The sequence below is a fragment of the Gluconobacter sp. Dm-62 genome, assembly GCF_018256155.1.
Classification (GTDB): domain Bacteria; phylum Pseudomonadota; class Alphaproteobacteria; order Acetobacterales; family Acetobacteraceae; genus Gluconobacter.
On sequence record NZ_JAERLY010000011.1, the window covers coordinates 45,352 to 70,610 of the forward strand.

The 25,259-nt window shown below is 59.8% G+C and carries 23 protein-coding genes; 12 read left to right on the plus strand and 11 right to left on the minus strand.

The annotated features are described in order from the left end of the window. Window positions 1-19 precede the first annotated feature (19 nt). Window positions 20-274 carry a hypothetical protein gene (locus JK202_RS11365; RefSeq protein WP_211561141.1) on the minus strand — a complete coding sequence of 85 codons (255 nt, stop codon included), beginning with the start codon at window positions 272-274 and terminating at the stop codon, window positions 20-22. Window positions 275-511: 237 nt separating this feature from the next. Between JK202_RS11365 and JK202_RS11370 the strand changes: the two genes are divergently transcribed. Continuing rightward, entirely contained in the window at window positions 512-1,549 is a 1,038-nt protein-coding gene (locus JK202_RS11370) for an aromatic ring-hydroxylating dioxygenase subunit alpha (protein ID WP_211561143.1), read from the plus strand. 65 nt (window positions 1,550-1,614) lie between these two features. Here the strand turns inward: JK202_RS11370 and glpK are convergent, their stop codons facing one another. From glpK to JK202_RS11390, 4 genes are all read right to left on the minus strand, one after another. After that, entirely contained in the window at window positions 1,615-3,156 is a 1,542-nt protein-coding gene (gene glpK / locus JK202_RS11375; protein WP_211561145.1) for a glycerol kinase GlpK, read from the minus strand. A gap of 52 nt (window positions 3,157-3,208) precedes the next feature. After that, window positions 3,209-4,105 (minus strand): MIP/aquaporin family protein, encoded by an 897-nt coding sequence (locus tag JK202_RS11380; protein ID WP_211561146.1) that lies wholly within the window; start codon window positions 4,103-4,105, stop codon window positions 3,209-3,211. A 35-nt stretch (window positions 4,106-4,140) separates the two neighbouring features. Then, window positions 4,141-5,721: a glycerol-3-phosphate dehydrogenase gene (gene glpD, locus JK202_RS11385; RefSeq protein WP_211561147.1), complete on the minus strand. Its 1,581-nt coding sequence runs from the start codon at window positions 5,719-5,721 to the stop codon at window positions 4,141-4,143. A gap of 118 nt (window positions 5,722-5,839) precedes the next feature. Then, window positions 5,840-6,625, minus strand: a complete 786-nt coding sequence (locus JK202_RS11390; RefSeq protein ID WP_211561148.1) for a DeoR/GlpR family DNA-binding transcription regulator — start codon at window positions 6,623-6,625, stop codon at window positions 5,840-5,842. A 245-nt stretch (window positions 6,626-6,870) separates the two neighbouring features. Here JK202_RS11390 and JK202_RS11395 point away from each other — a divergent pair, with 245 nt between their 5' ends. Beyond that, complete coding sequence (locus tag JK202_RS11395) at window positions 6,871-7,314, plus strand: RcnB family protein (protein ID WP_211561149.1); 444 nt, start codon at window positions 6,871-6,873, stop codon at window positions 7,312-7,314. Between the two features lie 78 nt (window positions 7,315-7,392). Here JK202_RS11395 and JK202_RS11400 read toward each other — a convergent pair whose 3' ends face one another. From JK202_RS11400 to JK202_RS11410, 3 genes are all read right to left on the minus strand, one after another. Beyond that, a complete protein-coding gene (locus JK202_RS11400) occupies window positions 7,393-7,575 on the minus strand; it encodes a hypothetical protein (RefSeq protein WP_211561150.1) in 183 nt (60 codons plus the stop codon). A 72-nt stretch (window positions 7,576-7,647) separates the two neighbouring features. Next, window positions 7,648-8,592 carry a ribokinase gene (locus JK202_RS11405; protein WP_211561151.1) on the minus strand — a complete coding sequence of 315 codons (945 nt, stop codon included), beginning with the start codon at window positions 8,590-8,592 and terminating at the stop codon, window positions 7,648-7,650. An 85-nt stretch (window positions 8,593-8,677) separates the two neighbouring features. Next, window positions 8,678-9,232 carry a YceI family protein gene (locus JK202_RS11410; protein ID WP_211561153.1) on the minus strand — a complete coding sequence of 185 codons (555 nt, stop codon included), beginning with the start codon at window positions 9,230-9,232 and terminating at the stop codon, window positions 8,678-8,680. Between the two features lie 166 nt (window positions 9,233-9,398). Between JK202_RS11410 and JK202_RS11415 the strand changes: the two genes are divergently transcribed. The 4 genes from JK202_RS11415 (at window position 9,399) to JK202_RS11430 (ending at window position 14,152) form a co-directional block, all read left to right on the plus strand. Beyond that, window positions 9,399-9,674 (plus strand): YtcA family lipoprotein, encoded by a 276-nt coding sequence (locus JK202_RS11415; protein ID WP_211561155.1) that lies wholly within the window; start codon window positions 9,399-9,401, stop codon window positions 9,672-9,674. A gap of 77 nt (window positions 9,675-9,751) precedes the next feature. Continuing rightward, entirely contained in the window at window positions 9,752-10,726 is a 975-nt protein-coding gene (mdtN, locus tag JK202_RS11420) for a multidrug transporter subunit MdtN (protein ID WP_408872154.1), read from the plus strand. Window positions 10,727-10,760: 34 nt separating this feature from the next. Next, window positions 10,761-12,536, plus strand: coding sequence for an FUSC family protein (locus JK202_RS11425; protein ID WP_408872155.1), 1,776 nt, complete (start codon window positions 10,761-10,763; stop codon window positions 12,534-12,536). Then, window positions 12,536-14,152: a TolC family protein gene (locus tag JK202_RS11430; protein WP_211561159.1), complete on the plus strand. Its 1,617-nt coding sequence runs from the start codon at window positions 12,536-12,538 to the stop codon at window positions 14,150-14,152. Before JK202_RS11425 ends, JK202_RS11430 begins: the two co-directional genes overlap by 1 nt. A gap of 73 nt (window positions 14,153-14,225) precedes the next feature. Here the strand turns inward: JK202_RS11430 and JK202_RS11435 are convergent, their stop codons facing one another. Continuing rightward, a complete protein-coding gene (locus tag JK202_RS11435) occupies window positions 14,226-14,489 on the minus strand; it encodes a general stress protein (RefSeq protein ID WP_211561161.1) in 264 nt (87 codons plus the stop codon). A 296-nt stretch (window positions 14,490-14,785) separates the two neighbouring features. On the opposite strand from JK202_RS11435, the gene JK202_RS11440 reads away from it, so the two are divergent. Further along, complete coding sequence (locus JK202_RS11440) at window positions 14,786-15,340, plus strand: 5' nucleotidase, NT5C type (RefSeq protein WP_211561163.1); 555 nt, start codon at window positions 14,786-14,788, stop codon at window positions 15,338-15,340. A gap of 137 nt (window positions 15,341-15,477) precedes the next feature. After that, window positions 15,478-17,685, plus strand: a complete 2,208-nt coding sequence (locus tag JK202_RS11445; protein WP_211561165.1) for a TonB-dependent siderophore receptor — start codon at window positions 15,478-15,480, stop codon at window positions 17,683-17,685. A 3-nt stretch (window positions 17,686-17,688) separates the two neighbouring features. Here the strand turns inward: JK202_RS11445 and JK202_RS11450 are convergent, their stop codons facing one another. Together JK202_RS11450 and JK202_RS11455 are read right to left on the minus strand one after the other, a co-directional pair. Further along, window positions 17,689-18,318, minus strand: a complete 630-nt coding sequence (locus JK202_RS11450; protein WP_211561167.1) for a TetR family transcriptional regulator — start codon at window positions 18,316-18,318, stop codon at window positions 17,689-17,691. A gap of 55 nt (window positions 18,319-18,373) precedes the next feature. Beyond that, window positions 18,374-18,736 (minus strand): hypothetical protein, encoded by a 363-nt coding sequence (locus JK202_RS11455; protein WP_211561172.1) that lies wholly within the window; start codon window positions 18,734-18,736, stop codon window positions 18,374-18,376. Window positions 18,737-18,913: 177 nt separating this feature from the next. Here JK202_RS11455 and metH point away from each other — a divergent pair, with 177 nt between their 5' ends. The 4 genes from metH to JK202_RS11475 all read left to right on the plus strand — a co-directional run bounded on the left by metH (window position 18,914) and on the right by JK202_RS11475 (window position 25,225). Then, window positions 18,914-22,420: a methionine synthase gene (gene metH / locus JK202_RS11460; RefSeq protein ID WP_211561173.1), complete on the plus strand. Its 3,507-nt coding sequence runs from the start codon at window positions 18,914-18,916 to the stop codon at window positions 22,418-22,420. A gap of 37 nt (window positions 22,421-22,457) precedes the next feature. Continuing rightward, on the plus strand, window positions 22,458-23,336 hold the full coding sequence (gene purU, locus JK202_RS11465; RefSeq protein WP_211561176.1) for a formyltetrahydrofolate deformylase: 879 nt from the start codon (window positions 22,458-22,460) through the stop codon (window positions 23,334-23,336). A 102-nt stretch (window positions 23,337-23,438) separates the two neighbouring features. Continuing rightward, entirely contained in the window at window positions 23,439-23,885 is a 447-nt protein-coding gene (locus tag JK202_RS11470; protein ID WP_211561178.1) for a hypothetical protein, read from the plus strand. A 155-nt stretch (window positions 23,886-24,040) separates the two neighbouring features. Next, window positions 24,041-25,225, plus strand: coding sequence for an FAD-binding oxidoreductase (locus tag JK202_RS11475; protein WP_283091802.1), 1,185 nt, complete (start codon window positions 24,041-24,043; stop codon window positions 25,223-25,225). The last annotated feature ends 34 nt before the right edge of the window (window positions 25,226-25,259 follow it).

Consider the following 25,259-nt stretch of genomic DNA (forward strand, 5'->3'; position numbering starts at 1 on the left):
TTACTGTCAGCGTCCAGGATCAGCTTTCGGTGGAACGCTGGTTCGTTACCAGCAGAATCACATATGGCACGAAGAAATACAGTGCAATCATGACCATGAGCGGACCGAGAATCCATGCCATGTTTTCATGGAACAGCGACTGGCTGAAAAGATTTCCCAGTCCCATCATGCAACTGACGCAAAAGAAGCCACCCAGATTGGCCAGAAATCCACGCTCTCCGTTGATCTGACGCAGCTGATTGAAAAAGGCGTTAGACTGCTGCGGGACGGTCATTGCGGACATACTTCCTGTTTGCCGACAAATGACAGAAAAAACGCGCCATTCGCGCCTCCCATCTTCCGGACTGGCGGAAGGATACTGCCAGGACCAGCAAGATCAAAGCCACAACTCCACAAAAAGCACCTGAACGCATCAGTCTGATCTCTTTTTGCGAACAGATCATCACGTAATTTGATATATCCGCGAACGGTCGCATGGTGGATGATGCTCTTACATGCACAGGAGCCTCTCATGGTCGCAAAATCCGCCGTTGCTCCCCTGCCCCGTAACTGCACGTTCGAGGCTGCGGACTGGGATCTTTTATCACGCTGCTGGCATCCGGTGGCATTGGTCCGTGAGTTGGAAGACAAACCGCTGGGTGTGACCCTTCTGGATGCGCCCCTCGTCATCTATCGTGCAGGAGAGGACATCGTGATTGCGGACGATCTGTGTCCGCATCGGGGTGTTCCACTGAGCATGGGCACAGGCAACGGCGAGACGATTGCCTGTGCGTATCACGGATTTCGCTTCGGCAACGGTGGCAGATGCGTGCGCGTTCCTGCGCATCCTGATAGCGCCATTCCATCCAAACTCAACCTGCGCACCTATCCAACTGTCGAACGATACGGGCTGATCTGGACGTGCCTGAACTCCGACGGGACCGTGACGATCCCGCCGATGCCGCACTGGGACGAGCCTGAGTATCAGCAGATCAACTGCCCCTGGATCGATATCGCGGGTTTTGCGGGACGTCAGGTCGAAGGCTTCATCGACGTGGCCCATTTCGCCTTCGTTCATACCGAGACCTTCGCCGATCCCGACAACCCCGTCGTTCCCTCCTACATGCCCAGAATGACGCAGGACGGGTTCGAAGCGAAATATCGCAGCTCGGTCAGCAATTTCCCTGTCGGACATGAGGATTGGGAGAAGCCAGGATTTGAATGGCTGCGGCATTTCCGTGTCCATGTGCCATTTGTCGCCACGCTGGAAATCCATTTCCCGGATGAAGGACGGCTTGTCATCATGAATGCCGCCTCGCCGGTTTCCGCGCGGAAGACAAGGATGTTCTCGCCGATCTGCCGGAATTTCGACAGGCATATCCCACTTCAGGCCGTTTATGACTTCAACCGGCAGGTCTTTGAAGAAGACCGCGCCCTCGTCGAGGCGCAGAAGCCCGAAAATCTGCCGCTTGATCCGACGCTGGAAGCGCATGTCATGGCGGATCGCAGCTCGATCGCCTATCGCAGAGCCCTGCGGGAGATGGGATTTAGTCAGTTCTTCAGCGCATGACGCACTGAAACGTCAAAAAAACCGGCGCCTGTTACGACGCCGGTTTTCATGATCGCATTTAACGCTCAAGCAGCCTGACTGGTCACCTCGACGGCGGCGGCATGTCCGACGGGTGCTGGAGGCGGCGTCAGCGTCCGGCGAACCGCATCGTGCCATCCATCGATCATGATACGACGCTGTGCCGGGTCCATTTTCGGTGCAAAAACGCGCTCCTGCTTCCAGGTCGCTGCAACTTCGTCGAGGCTCTTCCATAGCCCGACCTGCAATCCGGCAAGGAATGCTGCACCAAGCGCCGTAGTCTCGATATTGACCGGACGCTCGACCTCCGCCTTGAGCATTGAGGACAGGAACTGGGCGAACCAGTCATTGACCGCCATACCGCCATCGATGCGCAGGATGCTCGTCCGCATAGCGCCGTCCTCACGCATTGCGCGGATGAGGTCATAGGTCTGGAATGCTACGGATTCCAGCATCGCGCGGGCAATATGCGCCTGCGTGGAGCCCAGCGTCAGACCGCAGATCAGACCGCGTGCATCCGGGTCCCAGTGCGGGGCACCCAGGCCTACGAAGGCCGGAACCATATAGACGCCATGGCTGTCCGGGATGCGGGTTGCCATATCGTCTGTCTGGGAGGCATGCGTAATCAGGTGCAGACCGTCACGCAGCCACTTGATACCGGCGCCAGCAACGAAGATGGACCCTTCCAGAGCGTAGATGGTCTTTCCGCCGATACGGTAGGCAATCGTGGTCAGCAGACGGTTGTTGGAAATGATGGGCTTCTCGCCGGTGTTAAGCAGCATGAAGCAGCCTGTTCCGTAAGTCGCCTTGGCCATGCCCTCCTGGAAGCAGGCCTGTCCGATCACGGCCGCATGCTGGTCGCCTGCCATGCCGCCAATGATAATCTTTTCACCGAACAGCTTGGCTTCTGTCTCACCGAAATTGCTGCTGTTGTCACAGACTTCCGGCAGAAGGGAGCGTGGCACATTGAAAAGCTGCAGAAGCTCCTCGTCCCACTGCTGCGTATGGATGTTGAACAGCGACGTGCGGCAGGCATTGGTGATATCCGTTGCATGACGCTTGCCGCCAGTCAGGCGCCACAGCAGGAAGCAGTCGATCGTGCCCGCTGCGAGTTCCCCGGCTTCCGCACGACGACGGGCATCAGGCACGTGGTCGAGCAGCCAGGCGATCTTGCTGGCAGAGAAATAGGGATCCAGTAGCAGACCGGTCTTGTCACGGACCATCGCTTCCTTGCCCTGCTGGCGCAGCAGGCTGCACTCATGAGCCGTCCGGCGATCCTGCCAGACGAGCGCACGATGGATGGCACGGCCTGTCTCACGGTCCCAGATTACAATGGTTTCGCGCTGGTTGGTGATCCCAAGGGCCGCAATGCGCTCCGGCCCGCCGACCTCGTCGATCGTCTCACGGGCTGTGGAAAGCACATCGCGCCAGATGTCTTCGACGTCATGCTCGACCCAGCCGGGCTCCGGATAATGCTGTGGGAACTCGCGACGGGAGATGGCCAGAGCCTGCGCGTCCTTGCCGAAGATGATGCTCCGGGTCGAGGTCGTGCCCTGATCGATGGCGAGGATGCAGTCTTTCTTGTTCATGATGTGCTCTCCAGCGGAAAATCGTGAAAGTTTGAAAGGTTTCAGACTGATTTCAGGAGACCCGGTTGATGACCGGAAAGGTAGGATCACCCGGATTGGAGACGACCAGAACCGGCTCGGCGGGGTTGATCCCTTCAGGCGCCACGGTGACGGTCTGCTCTAGGTAGCGCGGCATGAACGGGCGCAGGCCGAACTGGTAGACGGCTGCCCCGATCGGACCCCCAATCAGCGGGGCCACGACGGGAACCCAGAAATAGTTGCCCGGTGCCGGCAGTGCGCTCTGCCCCCAGCCTGCAAAGAAGCAGAACAGGCGCGGGCCGAAATCACGGGCCGGATTGATGGCCCAGGCATCCAGATAGCCGCAGGATGCGCCGATGATTGCCACCAGAAGGCCGATGATCAGCGCGCTGGAATTCGCCTGCGGAGCCTGGGTGTTGTACTGGCAGGTGATCGCGAAAATGCCAAAAACCAGCACTGCCGTCAGGACCAGCTCGTCCCAGAATGCGTGCGACACCGTGACGAAATCACCGGGATGGGTGAAGAACACGCCTGCCGAACCACCATCCACAGCACGCGTCAGATTATGCGCCATGTTGAAGTGATCGATGACCGGGACATAGAGCGAGTACACCAGCGCCGCGCCCGCAAGGCCACCCAAAACTTGAGCGCTCATGTAAGGAAGCACTTTTTTCCAGGAAAAGCCCCGAAACATCGCCAGTGAAAGGGTGACGGCCGGGTTCGCGTGCGTGCCGCTGATCGCGCCGGTCGCATAAATCGCCACCGTCACACCCAGACCCCAGACAATGCACACGCCCCAGTACGCCGATTTGTACGGACTGGGATCGTAGAGCGAGTACATGGCCGCGACACCGTCTCCGAAGAGGATGATGATCGCGACTGCGAAGAACTCCGAGAGGAGCTCACCAAGGTAACGCTTGTTTTCTGACATGACTGATATCCGCCATGAAAATGAAGCAAAGGAAGTCAGGCGACGTTCTGCCGCACGACCGGATCGGGATGGGAAACAGAGGCGACACCACCCTGCAGACGGCCTTCGACATAAGTCTGAAGGGCTGCACGATCGGCATCACTGACAAACAGGCCAAGCCGCGAGCGACGCCACAGGATATCTTCGGCGCTGCGAGCCCATTCGTTGTCGATGAGATAGTCCACCTCGCGCGCACTGAGCGTGTCACCGAACATCTGCCCCATACCTTCGGGGTTGGACGTGGCGATGACGTAGGCACGCAGACCGTAATTGCGCATCAGACGCCAGGAGGTCCGCTCGGACAGGTGCGGCGCATGAGCCCGGAAACGACTGAGCTGGGCGTCGAAATCCTTCGGCGCAAACTCCCCGCCCGGAAGCGGGGTACCATCGGTCCAGCCCGGCTTTTTCAGGACAGGAAGATGCGGCGCGAGCTTCTCGACGGCGTGTTCGGCCAGCTTGCGGAAGGTCGTGATCTTACCACCAAAAACCGACAGGATCGGCGCGGCAGTCGCCTCTACATCCAGAACGTAATCGCGCGTGACGGCCGAAGCATTGCCCGAGTTGTCGTCATAAAGCGGGCGCACGCCGGCATAGGTCCAGACAACATCCTCGGGACGCACAGTCTTTGTGAAGTAGCGGTTCACGCTCTCGCACAGATAGGTGATTTCGTCGGACGAGATCTCGACATGGCCCGGGTCCTGCTCCCACGGAACATCCGTGGTGCCGATCAGGGTGAAATCCTGTTCGTAGGGAATGGCGAAGACGATCCGCTTGTCCGGGTTCTGGAAGATGTAGGCCTGCGAACCCTCGAAGACGCGCGGCACCACAATATGACTGCCCTTGACCAGACGCACACGGTTGCGGCTCGGCACGTTCAGTCGATCATGCAGCAGTTCGGCAACCCACGGACCCGCCGCATTGACGAGAGCCTTGGCCTGAACCGTGCTCTGCTCGCCGGTCTCGGTGTTTTCGAGCGTTGCGGTCCAGCTCTGCGGGCCACGAACGGCTTTGAGGAGACGGGTGCGTGTCTGGACATTCGCGCCAACGCGCACGGCATCCATGGCGTTGAGAACGACCAGTCGGCTGTCCTGCACCCAGCCATCCGAATATTCGAAGCCGCGCACATAGTCCGAACGAAGAGGCTTCCCCGCCGGAGCTGTCCGAAGGTTCAGCGCCTTCGTTCGCGGCAGCGTCATGTTCGGACAGAGATGATCGTACAGGAACAGCCCTGTCCGCAGCAGCCAGGCCGGGCGCAGCATTTTCGAATGCGGCAGGACAAAGCGCATGGGCCAGATGATGTGCGGTGCAATCTTCAGCAGACGCTCGCGCTCCATCAGGGCCTCACGGACCAGCCGGAACTCGTAATACTCGAGATAGCGCAAACCGCCATGGATCAGCTTGGTGCTTGCGGAAGATGTATGGCTTGCAAGGTCATCCTGCTCGACGAGAAGCACGTTCGCTCCCCTGCCCGCGGCATCCCTTGCAATACCACAGCCATTGATCCCGCCGCCCACGACCAGAAGGTCATAGGGTGCAGGCGCTCTGGCCGCGGTTGAAACCTCATGAATCGATGACATCACACCCTCCTGTCATCACGCTCCAAAACGAGCGGTCGATGTTCGTTTTGGAGCATGTTTAGCGATAAAGAAAGCGATTTATGTGATTCGTAACGCAATAGTGTTGGTATGCGAGTAATCAGACGTTATTTTCAGCCACATGAAGGGTGACGCCTGCGGCTTCCAGCGCCCGCTGGAAGGATTCGGAGACCGGTTTGTCGGTAATCAGGTCATCGATATCGTGCAGGTCGCCTACTCGCCCCATGGGGTGGCGTGTAAACTTCGTATGGTCCGCCAACAGCAGGACGCGACGGGAGTTCCGGATAATTGTTCGTGCACACTGGATCTCGCTCAGATCGAAATCCAGCAACGTGCCGTCTTCCTCGATCCCGCTGATCCCGATGACCCCGAATTCCGTGCGAAATGACGATAGGGTTTCGATAGCAGCCGCGCCCAGAATGGCCCCGTCCCGTGGGCGCAGCTGGCCTCCTGCAATGATTGTATGAAAATCCGCTCTTCCCGAAACAAGGGACGCCACATGCAGATTATTGGTCACGATCCTCAGGTCCCGGTGGCTGGTGAGCGAACGTGCAAAGGCCTCCGTCGTGGTACCGATATTAATGAACAGGGAAGATCGATCAGGAATCAAAGCGGCGGCATAGCGTCCGATCGTATCCTTGGCAGAGGAATTGAGGATCTGGCGCGCGTCATAATCCAGATTTTCAACCGTGGAGACCGGCGTTGCCCCACCATGATGGCGGCATAGCAGTCCAAGCCCTGCAAGATATGTCACATCCCGGCGAATGGTCTGCACCGCGACACTGAAATGCTGCGCCATGTCCTCATTGGCCATGTAACCCTGGCTGCGGACCAGACGTACGATCTGGTCCTGTCGCGGGCTGGTCAGAAGCTGTTCATAGGGCATGATCGGTCGTCCGGATGCAGGATGTGAGAAAACGAACATAAGCGCACATTTCATCACACGGAAAGCCAGCGAACGCCCCGCATCTTCCGATTCATAACAGCAAAAGAAACCTGAAGCCCGTACGGGCCGTTACAGACCGCGTCCCAAAAGCCATATTCCGGCCACGCTTGAGAGGCTCTATAACAATTCAGAGCATGGTCCCGGTCGTTCTTTCGGGATGTCATGACTGGGTTTGAAGGTGAGTTATGAAGACAAAACTATTCGCAGGCCTGATGGCCGGTTGCCTCCTCGCCGCAGCACCACTTGCTTCTGCCGATCCTCGCGGCGGCGGTGGTCCGGGTGGCGGTCCTGGCGGCGGTGGTCATGGTGACTATCGCGGAGGCGGTGGTCATGGTGGCGGACAGAACCGTGTCTGGCGCCGTGGCGACCGTTATGACGGGCCCCGTGGCAGCCGCTGGGCCGTCAACAACTGGCGCAACTATCGTGGCCTGTATGCTCCGCCGCGAGGCTATTACTGGACGCGTTATGGCAATCAGTTCCTGCTGACAGCTCTGGCAACCGGCCTCATCGCCGGTGTCGTCAGCGCCAACGGCATGGGCGTTGCCCCCGCCCCTGGCATGATGCAGCCGGGTGTGCCGGTCGCCCCGGGTGCTGTCCCTCCTCCGGGATATGGTCCGGGACCCTACTGAGCCAGTCTCATCGTAAGAAAGGGCGCCTTAACAGGGCGCCCTTTCTTATGCCGATCCGTTCGTCCCAGCAGCGCATTCTCATTTCGACATGCAGGTGCAGTAGACATGGACGATGGCGAAAATGATGAAGCCAGCCATCCAGAAATAACTGGCATGGATATGGCCCGCAGCATCCATGGTGGTCGTCATGCAGGCCACAAGAAAAAACGCCGTCATGAGAGCGCCGGACAGAACCATCCAAATAATGCGATTTCTGGTCATGTCCTGCGGATCCGTTGCTGATTGCGATGCGCGGAACCTGAACCCAAAAAACTGCCTGTGCAAGCAGGGTTTCTAGTCCTGCATTAAGGCCGCAACCTCGTTCCATTCCGGGGCGGCATCCGCGGCGCCATGACGGGTCGTAGCCAGAGCCCCGCAGGCAGAGGCGATCCGTGCCGCTGCGGGGAGCGTTTTTCCAAGGGCGAGCGCCACCGCCAGCCCCGCATTGAAACAGTCTCCCGCCGCCACCGTATCAATCGGGACCACCCGAAAGGGTGCCAGATGACCTGACGAAGTGCCGTCATGCCAGAAGACGCCCTGCGCGCCCATCTTGACCAGAACAGCACGAACGCCCTTTGCCAGCAGGGCCTCTGCCGCAGTTCGAGCCAGTTCCACCGTTGCGGGACGGATACCGGTGAGGCTGAAGGTTTCACTCTCGTTAGGTGTGAGAATATCGATCTCGGACCATAGAGATTCCGACAAACCATGTTCGGGCGCGGGGGCCGGGTCGAGCACGACGAGACCACCTGCGCTACGCGTCTGACGTGCCGCAGCAAGAACGGCAGCCTGGGGGATTTCCAGCTGAAGCAGCAGGACCTTTGCCCGCTTCAGCCAAGACGCTGCCGCCGTGATATCCGTCTCATCAACGGCCATGTTCGCCCCCCCTGCGACGGTGATGCAGTTCTCCGCCGCAGCATCAATTCCAATCAGGGCAATCCCGGTGGGGTTGTCTGTATCGTCCCGCAGCGGCGACAGATCCACGCCAAACCCGGCAAGGCTGGCCCGGGCCTGCGCGCCGAAAGCATCGCAGCCCACGCGTCCCGCAAGTGCAACATCCACATCGAACGTCCGCGCCAGCCTTGCGGCAGCGGCGGCCTGATTGCTCCCCTTCCCGCCCAGACCAATCGCATAACTTTCGGCATGAACGGTCTCGCCAGGACGGGGGAGCCGCTGGCTGCGGGCCGTCAGATCGATATTGATGCTGCCGAAGGAAAGGATCAGGGGCGTATGCAGGGTCATGTCCGCAAGTCCGGAAGCTGGAGAAACAGGGATTTTTCGAGCCTGCTTATCGGATGGCCCAGCGGCCTTCAAGCATGCCGGGCCGCTACTTCATCAGGATCCGGGTTTCGACACGAACCATGGGGTCCACCGAATGCAGAAGCGTACTCATGCCCCATTGTCGCTGGTCAAAACTGCCATGGCTTGCGATGCGCATCAGAGTATTGCCCTGAAACTGAAGCTCAGTAGTAAGAACGAGCGGATGCGTCTGCCCGCGCATTGTCAGTTGTCCAGCCAGTTCCGTCTGAAGCTGACCTTTGACAATCCGGGGCCGACAGTCCCCCACATATTTCATTACCGGGTGGTCATCGCTGTCGAGCATGATGCCCGAAAGCATGATCTGTTTCATGACAGCGCTTCCAACCTTCAGGGAGCTGACATTCATGGTCATGTCCACATGGCACGTCTGCCGATCCAGATCGTAAGTCAGCGTTCCGGACACTTTTCCGAAGCTTCCGTCAATATCCGTCAGAGACGAGCGTGCGTGCAGAAGGGCCTGAGTATTCACTGGTGACAGGACAAGATCCTGTCTGGCAGCATAAGCCTGACCGCCGGTTAGCAGACACAGAAGAAATATCGTGGGGAAAAGCCTGTCCGTCATTGTCCAGCACCACCTTCGGAAACAATCCTGCTTTCTGAAACTACCCGAACAGGACCGGGTTCTCCTTTTTGACTTCATTTTGCCCCGGCTGGAACTGTGGCTTTCGCAAAAGGATGTGATAGGCTCCGCACTTTCTGATGGCCGCGCGAAAGCTCCCCTTCCCCTCATGCGACCTGCCCGTCTCCGTCTTCCCCTGTCCGGTCTGGCTTTTTTGGCGACGGGCGGCTGCTCCTTGCGGGGTGCGCCCTCCTTTCCTGTTGCAGGCGCCTATTTCCCGGACTGGATGGTCTGCGGGCTTGTGGGTGTAGCCACGGCCGTCGGGCTGCGGGTCCTTTTCCTGCTGACGGGGATTGATGCCCTGCTCAGCTTCCGTCTTTTCACCTATGTCGCCCTGGGCGTCATCGCCGCACTGAGCGTGTGGACACTGGTATTCGGACCCTGATCGTGCAGCGCATCCCCGTCTCCGCCAAAAAGCCGGTCGGCATTGTTATCGCGGTTCTCTGTGTGGGAGTGGCCGTCATGTTCGGCCTTCACGTCTCCCATGAGGACAGCGCCCACCCCTCCTCCGACAGCGGGAGCATCGATGCAGAAGTCGTGCATGTCGCCTCGACCGTGGGCGGACGCCTTAAGGAACTGGATGTTTCGGTCAACCAGCATGTCCACAAAGGCGACGTACTGTACCGACTGGACCCCGAGCCCTACGAACTGACCGTCCGGCAGGCGCAGGCCAATCTGGATCTGGCCAGCGCGGAAGTCGAAAACCAGACCCGCCTGCTGAGCATCAAGACATCCAATGCCGCCACCGCCGACGATCAGGTTGTCCGCGCCCAGACCAACCGGGATCTTGCCGCGCGCACGGTACAGCGGCTTCAGCCTCTGGCCGGGAAATCCTACATCCCGTGGCAGCAATACGATCAGGCGCGCGTTGCCCTGCATGACGCCGAAGTTTCGCTGGCCCAGTCCCGCAACCAGTCCACGGCGGCGACCACCGCAATCGGCGATCTGAAAAGTTCGATCGCCGCCCGCGATGCCAGTCAGGCAGCACTGGATCATGCGCGTTATGAACTCCGGCAGACCACAGTAGTCGCCCCGGCTGACGGCTATGTCACCAGTCTGCGGGTCAAACCGGGCGAAGTTCTGGCCCCCTCGCAGGTCCTGTTCACGCTGATTGCGGATGACGAGTGGTACGCCACGGCCAATATCCGCGAGATCAATCTTGCCGCAGTACGGATCGGAGACTGCGTGACGGTCCATTCCATGATTGACCGACGCACAGCTTTGCGGGGGCATGTCGAGAGCATTGGCTGGGGCGTGCTGTCTGTAGATTCAGCCGGAATTGCACGCTCCCTGCCGATCGTTCCCCGGCAGATGGACTGGGTGCATGTGGCACAGCGTTTCCCGGTTCGCATCCTGCTGGACAAGGCGAACCCTCTTCTCCTGCGGCTTGGCGCCACCGCGACGGTCGAGATCCGGCATGGCGCAGCCTGTCCCTGAAACCGCCAGCGCGCCGGATGGCCCACGTCCGGACATGACGCGCGCCGGACTGGGACTGGCTCGCATCTGGCGTCTGGTGCGCGATCCCGCTCCGGGACGCATGGGCTACGCGCTTCGCATGGCAGCCGGATGCACAACGACGGTTCTGGTCGGGGAAATCTGGCAGGTTCCGGAACTCGCCGTCCCAGCCCTCGTGATGATGGCGCTGTGGCAGAAAGACCGCGTGACCAACGCCCTCGCCGGCGTGGCCGTCAATGTTGTGGTCCTGATCCTGCTGACGATCATTTACGGCCTGATCCGCCTGACGCTGGATCATCCGATGGGGCTCGTGATCGTCATCGCCCTGCTGTCCTTCATGTTTTTCTTCCTTGGCTCGGCCAGCAAACTCAAGCCCGTCGCTTATATGCTCGGGCTGATTACCGTGTACGGGCTGATTGCGATCGACGAAGTTCCGGTCGGCGAAGTCGTAACGCGTGCTCTGCTTTATACGGATCTGTTCCTTGCCGTTCCGGGCGCGGTCATGGTCGTACTCGGCCTGCTGATCTGCCCCTCACCGCGCCGGATCCTGACTGACAGTATTGCCGCGCGTCTTCGCATGGCATGCCGTCTCCTGAGCAATCCGGATGAGCGCATCCGGGAGCAGGCCACGGACATGCTGCGCGCGGGCACGACCGACATGATGAAGTCCGCGAAAATGGCCGGGCTGGAAAAAATCTGGTCCCAACGCGATCTGGCGTGCCTCAGACAGGCCGCCAGCAGCAGCGTGGCTGTCCTCGCACTCGCCGATACGGCCAGCCGAAGTGGGGTCTCGCAGGACGACGCGGCCTGCCTGATCCGGACTTTTGAGGACATGGCCGCCATTTTCGCGGATGGGGACTATCCAGCGGCCATAGACCGCCCCGCCGTCAGCGCAACGTCTCCCACCGCCTGCGCCATGGCGGATCTGCTGCCGGATTTTGCGACACCCTCTGCGGACGATGCGAAAGCGCCATCACAGAAGAAAAAATCCGGTTTTCTTGCGGAGGATGCTTTCAGCAACCCCGATCACGTCCGCTTTGCCGTCAAGGGCACGGCGGCGGTCATGCTGAGCTATCTGACCTTCAAGGTTCTGGACTGGCCAGGCATCCATACCTGCATCATCACCTGTTTCATCGTTGCCCTCCCGACCATGGGGGAAATGGTCTCCAAGCTGACCCTGCGCATTTCGGGCGCACTCGTGGGCGGGACACTCGGGATTGCCGCCATCATTTTCGTCATGCCGCATCTGAACGGCATCACCGGATTTCTGGTGCTGGTCTTCGTGGTTTCCCTGATCGCGGCCTGGGTCAAAACCGGTGATGAGCGCATTGCCTATGCCGGTTTCCAGATCGGGCTGGCCTTTTACCTCACCGACCTGAAGGGCTACGGCCCCACAGCCGATATGGCGACCGCCCGGGACCGGATCGTGGGGATCATGCTCGGCAATTTCATCACCTACGCCATGTTCACGAGCTTCTGGCCAGCCAGCGCCTATGACAGGATCGGAGACGGGGTGCGCAAACTCGTGGAATGTCTGAACGGACAGGCGAACGCCTCAACGCCACAGGCCCGGTCAGACGCCCTCGCCCGCACCCAGTCCGTCCTGTTGGAAAGCGAACGCACACTGGAATACGCCATGTCAGAACCCGTCCACACGCGCGCTGACCAGCCCCGGCTTGAAGCCACGCGCAGAGCGCTCGACGATGCCGCAGAGCTTTCTGAAGACCTGCTCGTCACACCCGGCAGGCCGGATTTTTCCGAGCGCACGGCACGATTGGAACAGATTGCCTGATGACCCGCCCTGCACCTCCTTTTCCGATCCGCGCCGCGCTCTGTTGGGCTCCCCTTCTGCTTTCCGCCTGCGCCACGCAGGCTCTGGACAGCGCGCCCGCCGCTCCCGACCGCCCGTGGGAGCCCAATATCGCGGCAAATGGTGAAATCCTGCCCGGAAAGCATGATCCGCACGCCCTGAATCTGCCGACCGGGTATACGCTCCCCTCCAATACACAGATCCGCGTACGTCCCCCTGCCCCGGACGTTGCGGTGCAGAACGGACATGCCTATGCGCTGGCGGAACTGATCGATATTGCGCAGTCCGCCAATCCCGAAACGCGTCGGGCCTGGAACCTCGCTCGCGATGCCGCTCTGGCCGTGGGTATCGCCCGCAGCACCTACCTGCCCCGCCTGACCGCAACCGTAGTGGGCGGCTATAATCACAGCCGCAATGATGGCGCGAACCCCACGATCAGCAACGCGGGAGCGGCCGAGGGCCTCATCAATTCCGGCCTGAGCGGGCTGGAAAATGCACTGGGCGGCGTGCGCAACAACAATTCTGGCGCTGGCGAAGTGCAGACGCTTGGTATGGAATGGCTGCTGTTCGATTTCGGCAAGCGCGAAGCCGTGATCGAGGCCACGAAACAGGCCCAGATCGCCAGCAACGTGCTGTTCACCGCTGCGCATCAGAAAATCATTTATGGCGTAACAACGGCCTACTACACCCATGCCGCCGCCACGAGCCGGGTCGGGCTCCTGCGTTTGGCGCGGGACAATGCGCGTTTTGTGGAAGCCGCCGCAAACGCCAGACTGCATCAGGGTCAGGGCACGATTGTCGATGTCACACAGGCCCGGCAGGCCACCGCCCAGACGGAACTGCGGCTCGTTCAGGCCGAAGGTGACGAGGAAAATACGCGGCTGGAACTGCTCAACGCCATTGGCATTTCTCCCGCCACCAAGCTGGAGACGCTGGATATTTCCGGCCGTCCTCTCGCTCTGGACGACATGCGCCTGACGGACGCGTTCGTACAGCAGGCTGTCTCGCGCAGGCCGGACGTTCTGGCCGCCTATGCCAGCGCCAAAGCGGCAAAAAGCCGAGTTCAGGCCGCGCGCAGCGAGTTCCTCCCCAAGATCTTCATGACGGGGAACGTGGCGTACACCACTGGCCGTCTGGCCCTGTCTTCCATTCCGAGCGTGGGAAGCGAGGCCCCGCCGACGCTCAACCTGTCCAGCAATGCTTTCAGCAGCCTGATCCTGGGCGGCATTACCGTGCCGATCTTTGACGGCGGAACACGGGCGGCCCTTCTGAAACAGGCGCAGGACCAGTCGGACAGCGCGGATGCGACCCTGCGGCAGACCGTGGACAGTTCGGTCAAACAGATCGTTGCGGCGGAAAATGCTCTGCGGACCAGCCTGAGCGCCTATGCCGCATCTGGCAGGCTTGAGACGGCCGCGCGCACCAGTTTCGAAGCCTCATCCGCCGCCTATCGCAGCGGCGTAGGCTCCCTCACCCAGACCAGCATTGCCCAGAACGGTTATCTGGACGCAACCCTCAGCCACTCGGATGCCTATTATGCCGCCCTGATTGCGGCGGCCGGGCTGGCTTTCGGGACAGGATCGCTCAGTCAGGAATAACCCATTCAGCACAAAGCCTGCCGGGGATAATCCCACGGCAGGCTTTGCGACAGAGGCTCTGAAGAAGAGCGGATCAGGATTTATGAGACGCCTGTCCACCTTTTCGCCCGGCCTCGGACGCTTTCTGCGGGTCCTTGGCGAAGCCGCGGCCCGAGTGCTCGCCACTTCCAGAAGAGGATGCCCCCTTGGTGGAGTGACTGGTCTGGCCACCCTTGCGCCCGGCTTCCGAGGCTTTCTCGCGATCCTGCGAGAAATTACCCGAGTTGCCAGAAGCGCCGCTCCCCGTGCCATGAGCGGCGGAAACGATACGGAAATTCTCTTCATATTTAAGAAACATGATGGTTTTCCTTTTACAGGTGCCGGGACATCCTCTTTTCGAAAAAGAAGCTCTGAACCGGACGAGCCATCAACAGAACCCAATGCTTACAGTTGCTGAAATGAATAACAAGAATAGTTTACTCCGTAGTAAGAAGCATTATTTTCTTAAAGACATATTTGAAATATTTCTACATCAAGAATAATAAATCTTTAATTCAAGTATTCAACTCCATATCACCTGATTTTCCTTTCGCTTGCATCGCAACGCGGTCAGGACGAGAGTACCATTATCCCTTACGAATTTTGGAGCCTCCCATGTCCCAGTCCCGCCTCCGCCTTGCTATCGATATGGATGAAGTCATGGCCGACGCATGTTCTGCACAACGGACCTGGCTTCAAAAATCCTTCGGTTACACATGGACCGATGCTGAACTGCGGGGTCAGCATTTCAGGGACCTCGTCTCGGCTGAAGACTATAAAGCTATGGAAGACATGCTTCATCAGGGCGATTTCTTCGCAACGCTTGCTGTCATGCCCGGCGCACAGGACGCCATTTCCGCCCTGTGTGAAACCTGCGAAGTTTTCATCACGACAGCAGCCATGGAATATCCAGCATCCTGTGCGCCGAAATTTGCGTGGCTGCGAGACCATTTCCCCTGCATTTCGCCGCTGAACATCGTCTTCTGCGGCGACAAAAGCATTCTGGCCGCCGATGTGATGATTGATGACAATCTGCGGCATTTTCGCAGATTCAAGGGTCAGGGGGTGCTTTTCACGGCCCCACACAACATGGCTGAAACCTGGACGCCACGCGCCGACAACTGGCGGGATGTGCTGACGATCGTGGATCAGATCGACGCCAGCCGGTGAAACCGGGCACATCTGTGTCTTTCAGGCAACAGCCACGCAGAAAGCGCCGGAAGAGACGAATCATTTTGACACTCAGTGTCAAAATGTAGAGAGGAGAAACCAGCTTTACGATATAGACCGATCAGGACTGACCGCTCATGAAATCCGCACGTCTGCTGCTTTGTCTCTTCTCCGGATCTGTTCTGAGCAGTATGCCAGCATTCGCAGCGGAGACACAACCGGCATCGAAGACCAAAGCCACCGCCGCGCCGTCCCCCACCAAGGCGAAACCGGCTGCCCCGAAAGCCGAGACCATCACGGTTCACAGCCGTAACGGCTCCGGCACTGCCGCGGACTACCGCACAAAGGACGTGGCCCTCGGCCCGCTTGGAACGCGTTCGGTCCTTGATACGCCCATGTCCATCATGGTTGTTCCGCATGATATTCTGGTGAACCAGCAGGCGCGCAACATCAATGATCTTGTGGCCTATGTCCCGTCCGCGCAGCTTGAAATGCGGGGCGATCCAAACACCAGCCGCCCGCAGTCCCGCGGTTTTGAAGGCGATGTGATTTCCAACACCCGTATGGACGGGCTGAACATGGTCATCACCACGCCTTACGCCGCCGAGCAGTTCGACAGCCTTCAGGTTCTCAACGGGCTGGCGGGCGCGCTTTACGGCCCCCAGAACCCGGCCGGCACGTTCGACTTCACGCTAAAGCGCCCTACGGATCGCATGACCGAACGCTTCGTCGTGGGTACGGATTCCATTGGTGCCCCCATGGAAAGCGCCGATGTCTCCGGGCGCGTCGGCAGGAACAAATGGTTCGGGTACCGCCTGAACCTGCTGAACCAGAATGGCGAAGGCTATGTGGAAGGCTCGCATCTGCGGCGTGATCTCGTCAGCGGCGATTTTGACATTCACCTGTCGCCCAAGACCGTCATCCAGATCGATGCCAGCCAGTACACCTACGCCGAGCGCGGCTATCCGGGTGGTTTCGCCTACAGCACTGCGATCCAGCTGCCCCAGGCGCCGGATCTGAGCCAGAAGGGTTATGGCCAGCCACAGGCGGGCTATAATATGGAAACCGATACGGCCATGGCCAAGATCATCCATACCTTCAATGACAACTGGAGCCTCAAGCTCGGCGGTCTGTGGCAGAATGCTGCGCGGAACGTGTTCAGCACCTCCAACCAGCTTCTCAATTCCGCAGGCCTGTACAAGCAGACGGTCTCCGCAGCTCTGACGGCCAATGACTTCGTCGCAGGTAGCAATATGGCCTACCTGAACGGCAAGTTCCGGACCGGACCGCTGCGGCATCAGATCGAGCTTGGCACGAACGGCTATGTCATGGGGAACTACAACCCCACGTCGTCCACCGGAACCATTACGCTGGGTGAGGCCACGCTGGGTCACCCCAAGAGCTTCTCCAGTGTGCAGCCCTATTACTCCGGCCGCTACAAATCCGCCGATACGATGGACCAGTCCCTGCTGGCCGGTGACACCATTTCGCTGGGCAAGCACTGGTCGATCATGGGATCCCTCGCCTGGAGCTGGCTGAGCACCAATAACTACGCCATCGCGGGCACCAAGACTTCCAGCTACAGCCGCTCGGCCGCATTCAGCCCAATGACGAGCCTGCTGTACAAGCCAGCTGATAACCAGACGCTGTACTTCACATGGGGAAAGTCGCTTCAGGCCGGGACCGTGGCCCCCGCGGGCTCGGTCAATATGAACGAAGTCACAGCGCCACTGCGTTCAGAGGAATACGAGGTCGGCTACAAGATCCTCGTCGCCAAACGCATCCAGCTGAACATTGCCGGTTTCCGCATGTCCCGCCCCTATGGCTTCACTGATCCGGTTACCAAGGTCTACGCAAACTATGGCCTGCAGCGGAATTATGGCGTCGAATTCCAGGCTTCGGGCAACATCACCGAAGACCTGACCTTCCTTGGCGGCATGACCTGGCTGGACGCGCAGATGCTCGGCACGGGATCGTCACTGACGGCCAACAAGCAGGTCGTGGGCGTGCCGCCGCTGATGGCGAATGCGCTGCTGGATTACCGTCTGCCGTTCCTGAAAGGGGCAGCCGTCAACGCAAACGTCCATTACATGGGCCGCCGTGCCGCCAATGTGTATAACACGACCTTTGCGCCGTCCTACGTCACACTGGATCTGGGTGCGCGTTACGCGACCCATGCTTATGGTCAGCCGCTGGTGTTCCGTTTCGGTGTGAACAACGTGACGAACCAGAGCTACTGGGCGTCCGTCTATCCGTCGAGCATCAACGGTGTGAGCACGGCCACGAACTCGGCTGTGGCCGGTCTGCCGCGCACCTATCATTTCAGCATCGAGCTGGACCTCTGAGGTTCAGCCTGAACTCAGGGGAAAGTCATCCTGCCACAGCAGAGGCTGGAGCGTGAATGTCCGGCGCAGGATGACTTCCAGATCGGACTTGCCCTCGGTCTTGATCCATTCGTCCAGGGCGGTCCGGAAGGTCGCAATTGCCGTCCGGGCCAGAAGACGGGCCACCAGAGACGGCATTTCAGTCGCAGGCAGCCGGGCGATCAGGGCGGAAGCGAGCGTTTCCTCCCATTCGGAATATCGGCGCAGAGCCATATCCCGCAGGGCTGGCGTCCCTTCCACGAGCCTGACAACCGCATAGGCATCCATCCTGTCGGACGAATAGCACGCCACAACCGGCACCAGTCCTGCCAGAACCGCATCCTGTAACGGAACATCCAGCGGCACATCCCGAATGGCGTCGGTCAGGATCGTGGTCACGCCATCGGTCCAGGCAAGAATGATGTCCGCCTTACCTGGGAAATACCGGAACAGCGTCCTACGTGAAATCTGGGCAGCTTCGGCGATCTCGTCGACGGAAGTCTCTTCATAACCATAAGTCGAGAACAGGCGCATGGCCTCACGCACCAGCGCGGCGTGGGTACGATCCTTCTTGCGCTGCCGGAGCGGCCCGTCCTGTTCTGCGTCAGTCGTCATGCCGTCCAGTTATCCCGAAGTCCCGAAAGAGCATAGACCCGATCTGAAAAACCCGTCAGGCCACAAGCCTGTAACGGGCACGAACCAGAACGTCATTTTCAAGCTGTTGCCGGACCGACACAAGGTCCTGCGGGGCAGTCAGAACTGCGACTTCTTCAAAAAACGGGCGCCTGCCTGTGACACGGTCCTGAAAAACCTGCGCCAGCACCATGCCTACGGGATCCCGCGTACAACACAGACATCCCAATGCGTGACGGTTCATAAAGGGTGACGGCGCAGGAATATCAGCCACGTCGCCCCATCCGCCATCCTGCCCGGGATCACCGAGAAGCAGGGTGTGGCGTCGGCGATCTTCCGGCCACAGCGACCTGTCAGACAGGAGGGTCAGCGGGATCAGGGCGTTTCGTGAAGACGTCATACTACCTTGTGTAGCAAACCTGCGGACAACGGGCAGCAAATTCATGCCGCAGCCTCTTTGCCGGGGCAGAACCGTTTTGCTACACCCTCCTGTCTCTGAGCGTGTATAGAGGCGCTGCTTCGATCGCGGGCCTCCAGACCCACTCCTCGTCATTCCCAGTTACAGAGCATTCTGCCCATGTCTTCACGTCCCCATCTGCTTGATGCCCTCTCCGATCAGGTCCTGCTGTGCGATGGCGGTATGGGATCGCGGGTGCAGATGCTGGATCTGGAGGTCGAGCGCGATTACTGGGGGCAGGAAAACTGCACGGAAATCCTGAACCTTTCGCGTCCCGAGCTCGTCCGCGAAATCCATCGCGGCTATTTCGAAGCTGGCGCGGACATGGTGGAAACAAACACCTTTGGCGGCTCCATCGTCACGCTGGCGGAGTTCGGGCTTCAGGACCGCACGCGCGAAATCAACCGCACGGCCGCAACACTGGCGCGTGAAGCCGCCGAGACCTTTTCGGATGGCCGCCATCGCTATGTCATGGGTTCCATCGGTCCGGGCACGAAGCTGCCGACGCTGGGCAACATCGCCTATGATGACCTTGAAGCTGCTCTTGCCGAACAGTGCCGCGGCCTGATTGACGGCGGTGTGGACGGGTTCCTGATCGAGACGTGTCAGGACACACTCCAGATCAAAGCCGCCGTGAATGCTGCCAAGATTGCCCGGATCGAACTCGGTTCGGATGCGCCGATCTTCGTGCAGGTTACGGTTGAAACCACTGGTACACTGCTGGTCGGCCCCGATATCGGTGCTGCTGCCACGACCGTTCAGGCACTGGACGTACCGTCGCTCGGCCTGAACTGCGCCACCGGCCCGCAGGAAATGGGCGAGCATGTCCGCTGGCTTTCGGAAAACTGGCCCGGCCTCATTTCCATGCAGCCCAATGCCGGTCTGCCCGAGCTTGTGGACGGCAAGACCGTCTATCCCCTCAGCCCCGAGGAAATGGCTGTCTGGATGGAGCGTTTCGTCAAGGAAGACGGACTGAACCTGATCGGTGGCTGCTGTGGCACCTCGACGCCGCATATTCAGGCGCTGGACGGGATGCTGCGTCGCCTTGGTGGCACGAATCTGCGCCCGGCCCCGGTCAAGCGCAGCACGATCTGGATGCCCTCGGTCTCCAGCCTCTACACCCAGACGCCTCTGCGTCAGGAAAACAGCTATTTCTCCATCGGCGAGCGCTGCAACGCCAACGGCTCCAAGAAATGGCGTGAGCTTCAGGAAGCCAATGACTGGGACGGCTGCGTCGCCATCGGTCGTGAACAGGCCGCCGAAGGTTCCAACGCGCTCGACATCTGCACAGCATTCGTCGGGCGGGATGAAGTCCGCGAAATGAACGAGGTCGTCACGCGTTTCACATCCTCCGTGAATGCGCCGCTGGTGATCGATTCCACCGAAACGCCGGTTCTGGAAGCCGCGCTGAAGCTGCATGGCGGCAAGCCCATCATCAACTCGATCAATTTCGAGGACGGTGAGCAGCAGGCCCATGACCGCATGAAACTGGCCCGCAAGTTCGGCGCGGCCATGATCGCGCTCACGATTGATGAAGTCGGCATGGCGAAGAAGCCGCAGGACAAGCTCCGCATTGCGGAACGTCTGGTCGAGTTCGCCTGCACCCAGTACGGCCTGCCGCAGTCCGACCTGATGATCGATCCGCTGACCTTCACCATCGCCACGGGCGTGGAAGATGACCGGAAGCTTGGTCAGTGGACGCTTGAGGGCATCAAGCTCATCCGCGACAAGTTCCCGGACATCCAGATCATCCTCGGTCTGTCGAACATCTCTTTCGGCCTGAACCCCGCCGCGCGTGCGGTGCTGAACTCGGTGTTCCTGGATCATGCGGTCAAGGCCGGCATGACAGGTGCGATCGTGCATGTCTCCAAAATCCGCCCGCTGCACCTGATTGCAGCTGAAGAGGTCAAGGTCGCGGAAGACCTGATCTTTGACCGCCGCACCGAAGACTACGATCCGCTTCAGAAGCTGCTGGAGCTGTTTGCTGGCCGTAAGGCCGCCGACGCCGTCAAGAAGCGCCGTGCGGAAACGCCGGCAGGGCGTCTGAAAGACCGGATCGTCGATGGTGACCGCAAGGGCATCGAGCAGGATCTGGCAGACGCAATGGCTGAAATGCCGCCGCTCGACATCATCAACAACGTCCTGCTCGATGGCATGAAGGTCGTGGGCGAGCTGTTCGGTTCGGGCAAGATGCAGCTCCCGTTCGTGTTGCAGTCCGCCGAGACGATGAAGACCGCCGTCGCCTGGCTGGAGCCGCATATGGAGCGCGCGGAAGGCCAGCATCGTGGCACGATGGTACTCGCCACCGTCAAAGGCGACGTGCACGATATCGGCAAGAACCTGGTGGACATCATCCTGACCAATAACGGCTATCAAGTCATCAATCTGGGCATCAAGGTGCCTCTGGCGGACATGATCGCGGCCGTGAAGGAACACAAGGCCGATGCGCTGGGCATGTCCGGGCTGCTGGTGAAGTCCACGGTTATCATGCGTGAAAACCTTACGGAAATGCACCGTCAGGGCTTTGACGTTCCGGTCATTCTCGGTGGCGCGGCCCTGACGCGCAATTACGTCGAGGAAGAATGCGCCCGCTCCTATGGCGCGGGTGAGCCGGGACGCGTGGCCTATGCGCGCGATGCGTTTGACGGTCTGGGCCTGATGGACAAGATCGCCAACAACGAAATCGACAGCTATCTGGGTGCAATCCAGACGCGCCGCGCCAGTCAGGCGAGCCGCAAAACCGAACGTGCGCCCGAAACGGCAGAAACACGCGGCTTCGGCGTTGTGGACCGTGAGGCCGCCAAGGCCCGGCGTGAGCGCGTTTCAGGCTCCGAGCCTGTCATCACGCCGCCGTTTTGGGGTGCGCGCGTGCTGGAAGCAACGCCGAATGCGGTTCTGCCGTTCCTTAATGAACGCTCGCTATACCAGTTCCAGTGGGGCTTCCGGAAACAGGGCCGCTCGCTCGACGAGTTCATGGAATACGCCAAGATCGAGCTCCGTCCCGTGCTCAAGCGCATGCTGGCCCTGAGTGCGGAGCAGGAAATCATCCGGCCGCAGGCAATCTATGGCTACTGGAAAGCCGCGGGCGACGGGAACGATCTCGTGCTGTTCGAAGAGGACGGCAAGACGGAAGCCGCGCGTTTCACGATGCCGCGCCAGCCCAAGGATGACGGCGAGTGCATCGCCGATTTCGTGCGCGATATCGACGATGACGTCCGCGATGTGGTCGGGCTTCAGGTCGTGACCGTCGGGCAGAAAGCGTCCGATCTGGCCCGCGTGTGGTTCGAGGACAACCGCTATCAGGACTATCTGTACCTGCACGGACTTTCGGTCGAGATGGCGGAAGCCATGGCGGAATACACCCACAAGCGTATCCGCGCGGAACTGGGCTTTGCGGGCGACGACAACCGCGACATGGAAAAGCTGCTCTCGCAGTCCTATCGTGGCTCACGCTATTCCTTCGGCTATCCCGCCTGCCCGCGGCTTGAAGATCAGGAACCGATCCTGAAAATGCTTGATGCGGAACGTATCGGCGTGTCGCTTTCGGACGGCTATCAGCTTCATCCCGAACAGTCGACATCGGCGCTGGTGATGCTGAACCCACGTGCAAAATACTTCACCGTCTGAGGACGGCAGGTTTCAAAAGACGAGAAAAAGACCTTCCATGACGGCCTCATCAGTTCCGCAGACCACCTATGTCCTGACGCTCTCCTGCCCCAACCGCCCAGGCATCGTGGCGGCCATCAGCGGCAGGCTTGCGGAGCTGAACGCCAACATCACGGAAGCCCAGCAGTTCGACGACCGGGACAGTACGGTCTTCTTCATGCGGATTGTCTTCGAGATCACGGACGACCAAACCAGCATGCAGCAGCTTCGCGAAGCGCTGGCGGTTCTGGGCGGGACGTTCAGCATGGACTGGGCGCTGCATGACCGCAGTGTAAAGCCCAAAGTCCTGCTGATGGTCTCGCGCTTCGATCACTGTTTGGTCGATCTGCTGTATCGCTGGCGCATCGGGGAACTGCCGATTGATCCAGTGGGGATCGTGTCGAACCATCCGCGCGAGGTCTTTGCGGATCTGGATTTCTACGGCATTCCGTTCCACCACGCCCCCGTCACGAAAGACACCAAGCCCGCGCAGGAAGCGCATGTTCTGGACATGCTGGCCGCAAGCGGTGCCGAACTGGTCATCCTTGCGCGCTACATGCAGGTCCTGTCCAACGAGATGGCCGCCAGTCTGTCAGGGCGCTGCATCAACATTCACCACTCGTTCCTCCCCGGCTTCAAGGGCGCGCGTCCCTACCATCAGGCCTTTGCCCGCGGCGTGAAGCTGATTGGCGCGACCGCCCATTACGTGACGCGCGACCTCGATGAAGGCCCGATCATCGAACAGGACGTGGAACGCATCTCCCATGCCGACACACCTGATGACCTGATCCGCAAGGGACGTGACATCGAACGCCGCGTTCTGGCCCGCGCCGTGCGGTATCACATCGAACGCCGGACCATCATCAACGGCAGCAGGACAGTCGTCTTCACACCCTGAGCCGCATATTTCTTGAACACGACACAAATATTTCGCACGACACCCGAAATATTCTCTCATAGGCTCGCTCAGGCATATTCACAGCCCGGCAGCACTCTTCAGATGACTCTCCGCAAAGCCCTTCTTTCACTTGCCTTGTTCACGTCACTGGTCGCCCAGACGGCCTGTTCCGGTGACCTTGTTCTCGAAAAGAGGCTGACCCCTGCGGACACCCTGCGTGAGACCACAAACCGGACCGTCGTCCCCGGCACGTTCGTCATGACGGTGAAAAGCGTAAACGTCCTCAACAAGATGGTCTTCCTCAATTCCGAAGACACCTATCTGGACCGCGCCAATGTCGCCGTGCAGATCACGTCCGGCGTCGCCTATAACGCCGATATCCGTTTTGGCGGCGATTTCCGCAACATGGTTCTGAACAAAAAGATTCTGGTGATCGGATCGGCCATGAAGGTGGCCGCGGATCTGGAACAGGGGATCGTCGTGAATAACAAGGATGATTACCGCACCTATATCTTCGTCAGCCGGGCGAGCAATATTTTCTTCCAGTAAGTGCTGCGCCCGGATGGAGTAATGTCTGATCTTGCATCGTATATTCATTTGCAGACAGATTATTTCATTTTATACCCCCATAGCGATCCGAAGATATTTCCTGAGCTCCCGATCCGGCCTATGAAGAGCATCCTTTCTTCATGCCGGATCCTGTCATGACCTCCTCTTCCGTCTTCGCTCCGGACCGTCTTCAGGCCGTTCTCAAGGCCCTCCAGCCCGTCATGGGAGAGCGGATCAGCACGGCACCCTCCGTTCGCGAAGAGCACAGTCACGGCGAGGCCATGAATGCGTCCCGCCTGCCCGAAGCCGTAGTATTTGCGCAAAGCACGCAGGATGTCGCAACCGTCCTGAAGCACTGCCATGAAGGGCGGGTTCCGGTCGTGGCGTTCGGGGCTGGCACTTCGGTGGAAGGGCATGTCGTACCCCCTGAACAGGCCATCAGCCTCGACCTGTCCCGCATGACGGATATCGTGGAACTGAATGCCGAGGATCTGGACTGTCGGGTCCAGGCAGGCATCACACGCCAGACCCTGAATGTCGAAATCCGCGATACCGGGCTGTTTTTCCCGGTCGATCCGGGTGGGGAAGCCACGATCGGCGGTATGTGCGCCACCCGCGCCTCGGGCACGGCCGCCGTGCGCTACGGCACGATGAAGGAAAACGTGCTCGGCCTGACGGTTGTCCTCGCAACCGGCGAAATCATCCGCACGGGCGGCCGTGTGCGCAAATCCTCCACCGGCTATGACCTCACATCCCTCTTCATCGGCTCGGAAGGCACGCTCGGAATTATCACAGAGGTCCAGCTTCGGCTGCACGGACGTCCAGACAGCGTTTCAGCCGCGATCTGCCAGTTCGAAAACTTGCATGACGCTACCCAGACCGCCATGGAAATCATCCAGTGCGGCATCCCCATCACCCGCGTGGAACTGATGGACAGCGTGCAGATGGCGGCTTCCATCCAGTATTCGGGGCTAAGCGAATATCAGCCGCTGACAACGCTGTTTTTCGAGTTCACAGGCTCACCCGTGGCCGTGCGCGAACAGGTCGAGACGACCGAAGCCATTGCGTCGGGCAATAACGGGCTGGGCTTTGCTTGGGCCGAAAGCCCCGAGGACCGCACGCGCTTGTGGAAGGCGCGGCATGACGCCTACTGGGCGGCCAAGGCCATCGTCCCGGGAGCACGCGTCATTTCCACGGACTGCATCGTCCCGATCTCCCGATTGGGCGAACTGATCGAGGGCGTGCATCGCGACATCGAGGAATCCGGCCTGCGCGCGCCGCTTCTGGGCCATGTGGGAGAGGTGGCTCCGTCTGTTTGGACAGTTTTTGGGTTTGAATAAGCTATACCCGGTTGTTGTCATGCCGCCATTCTGA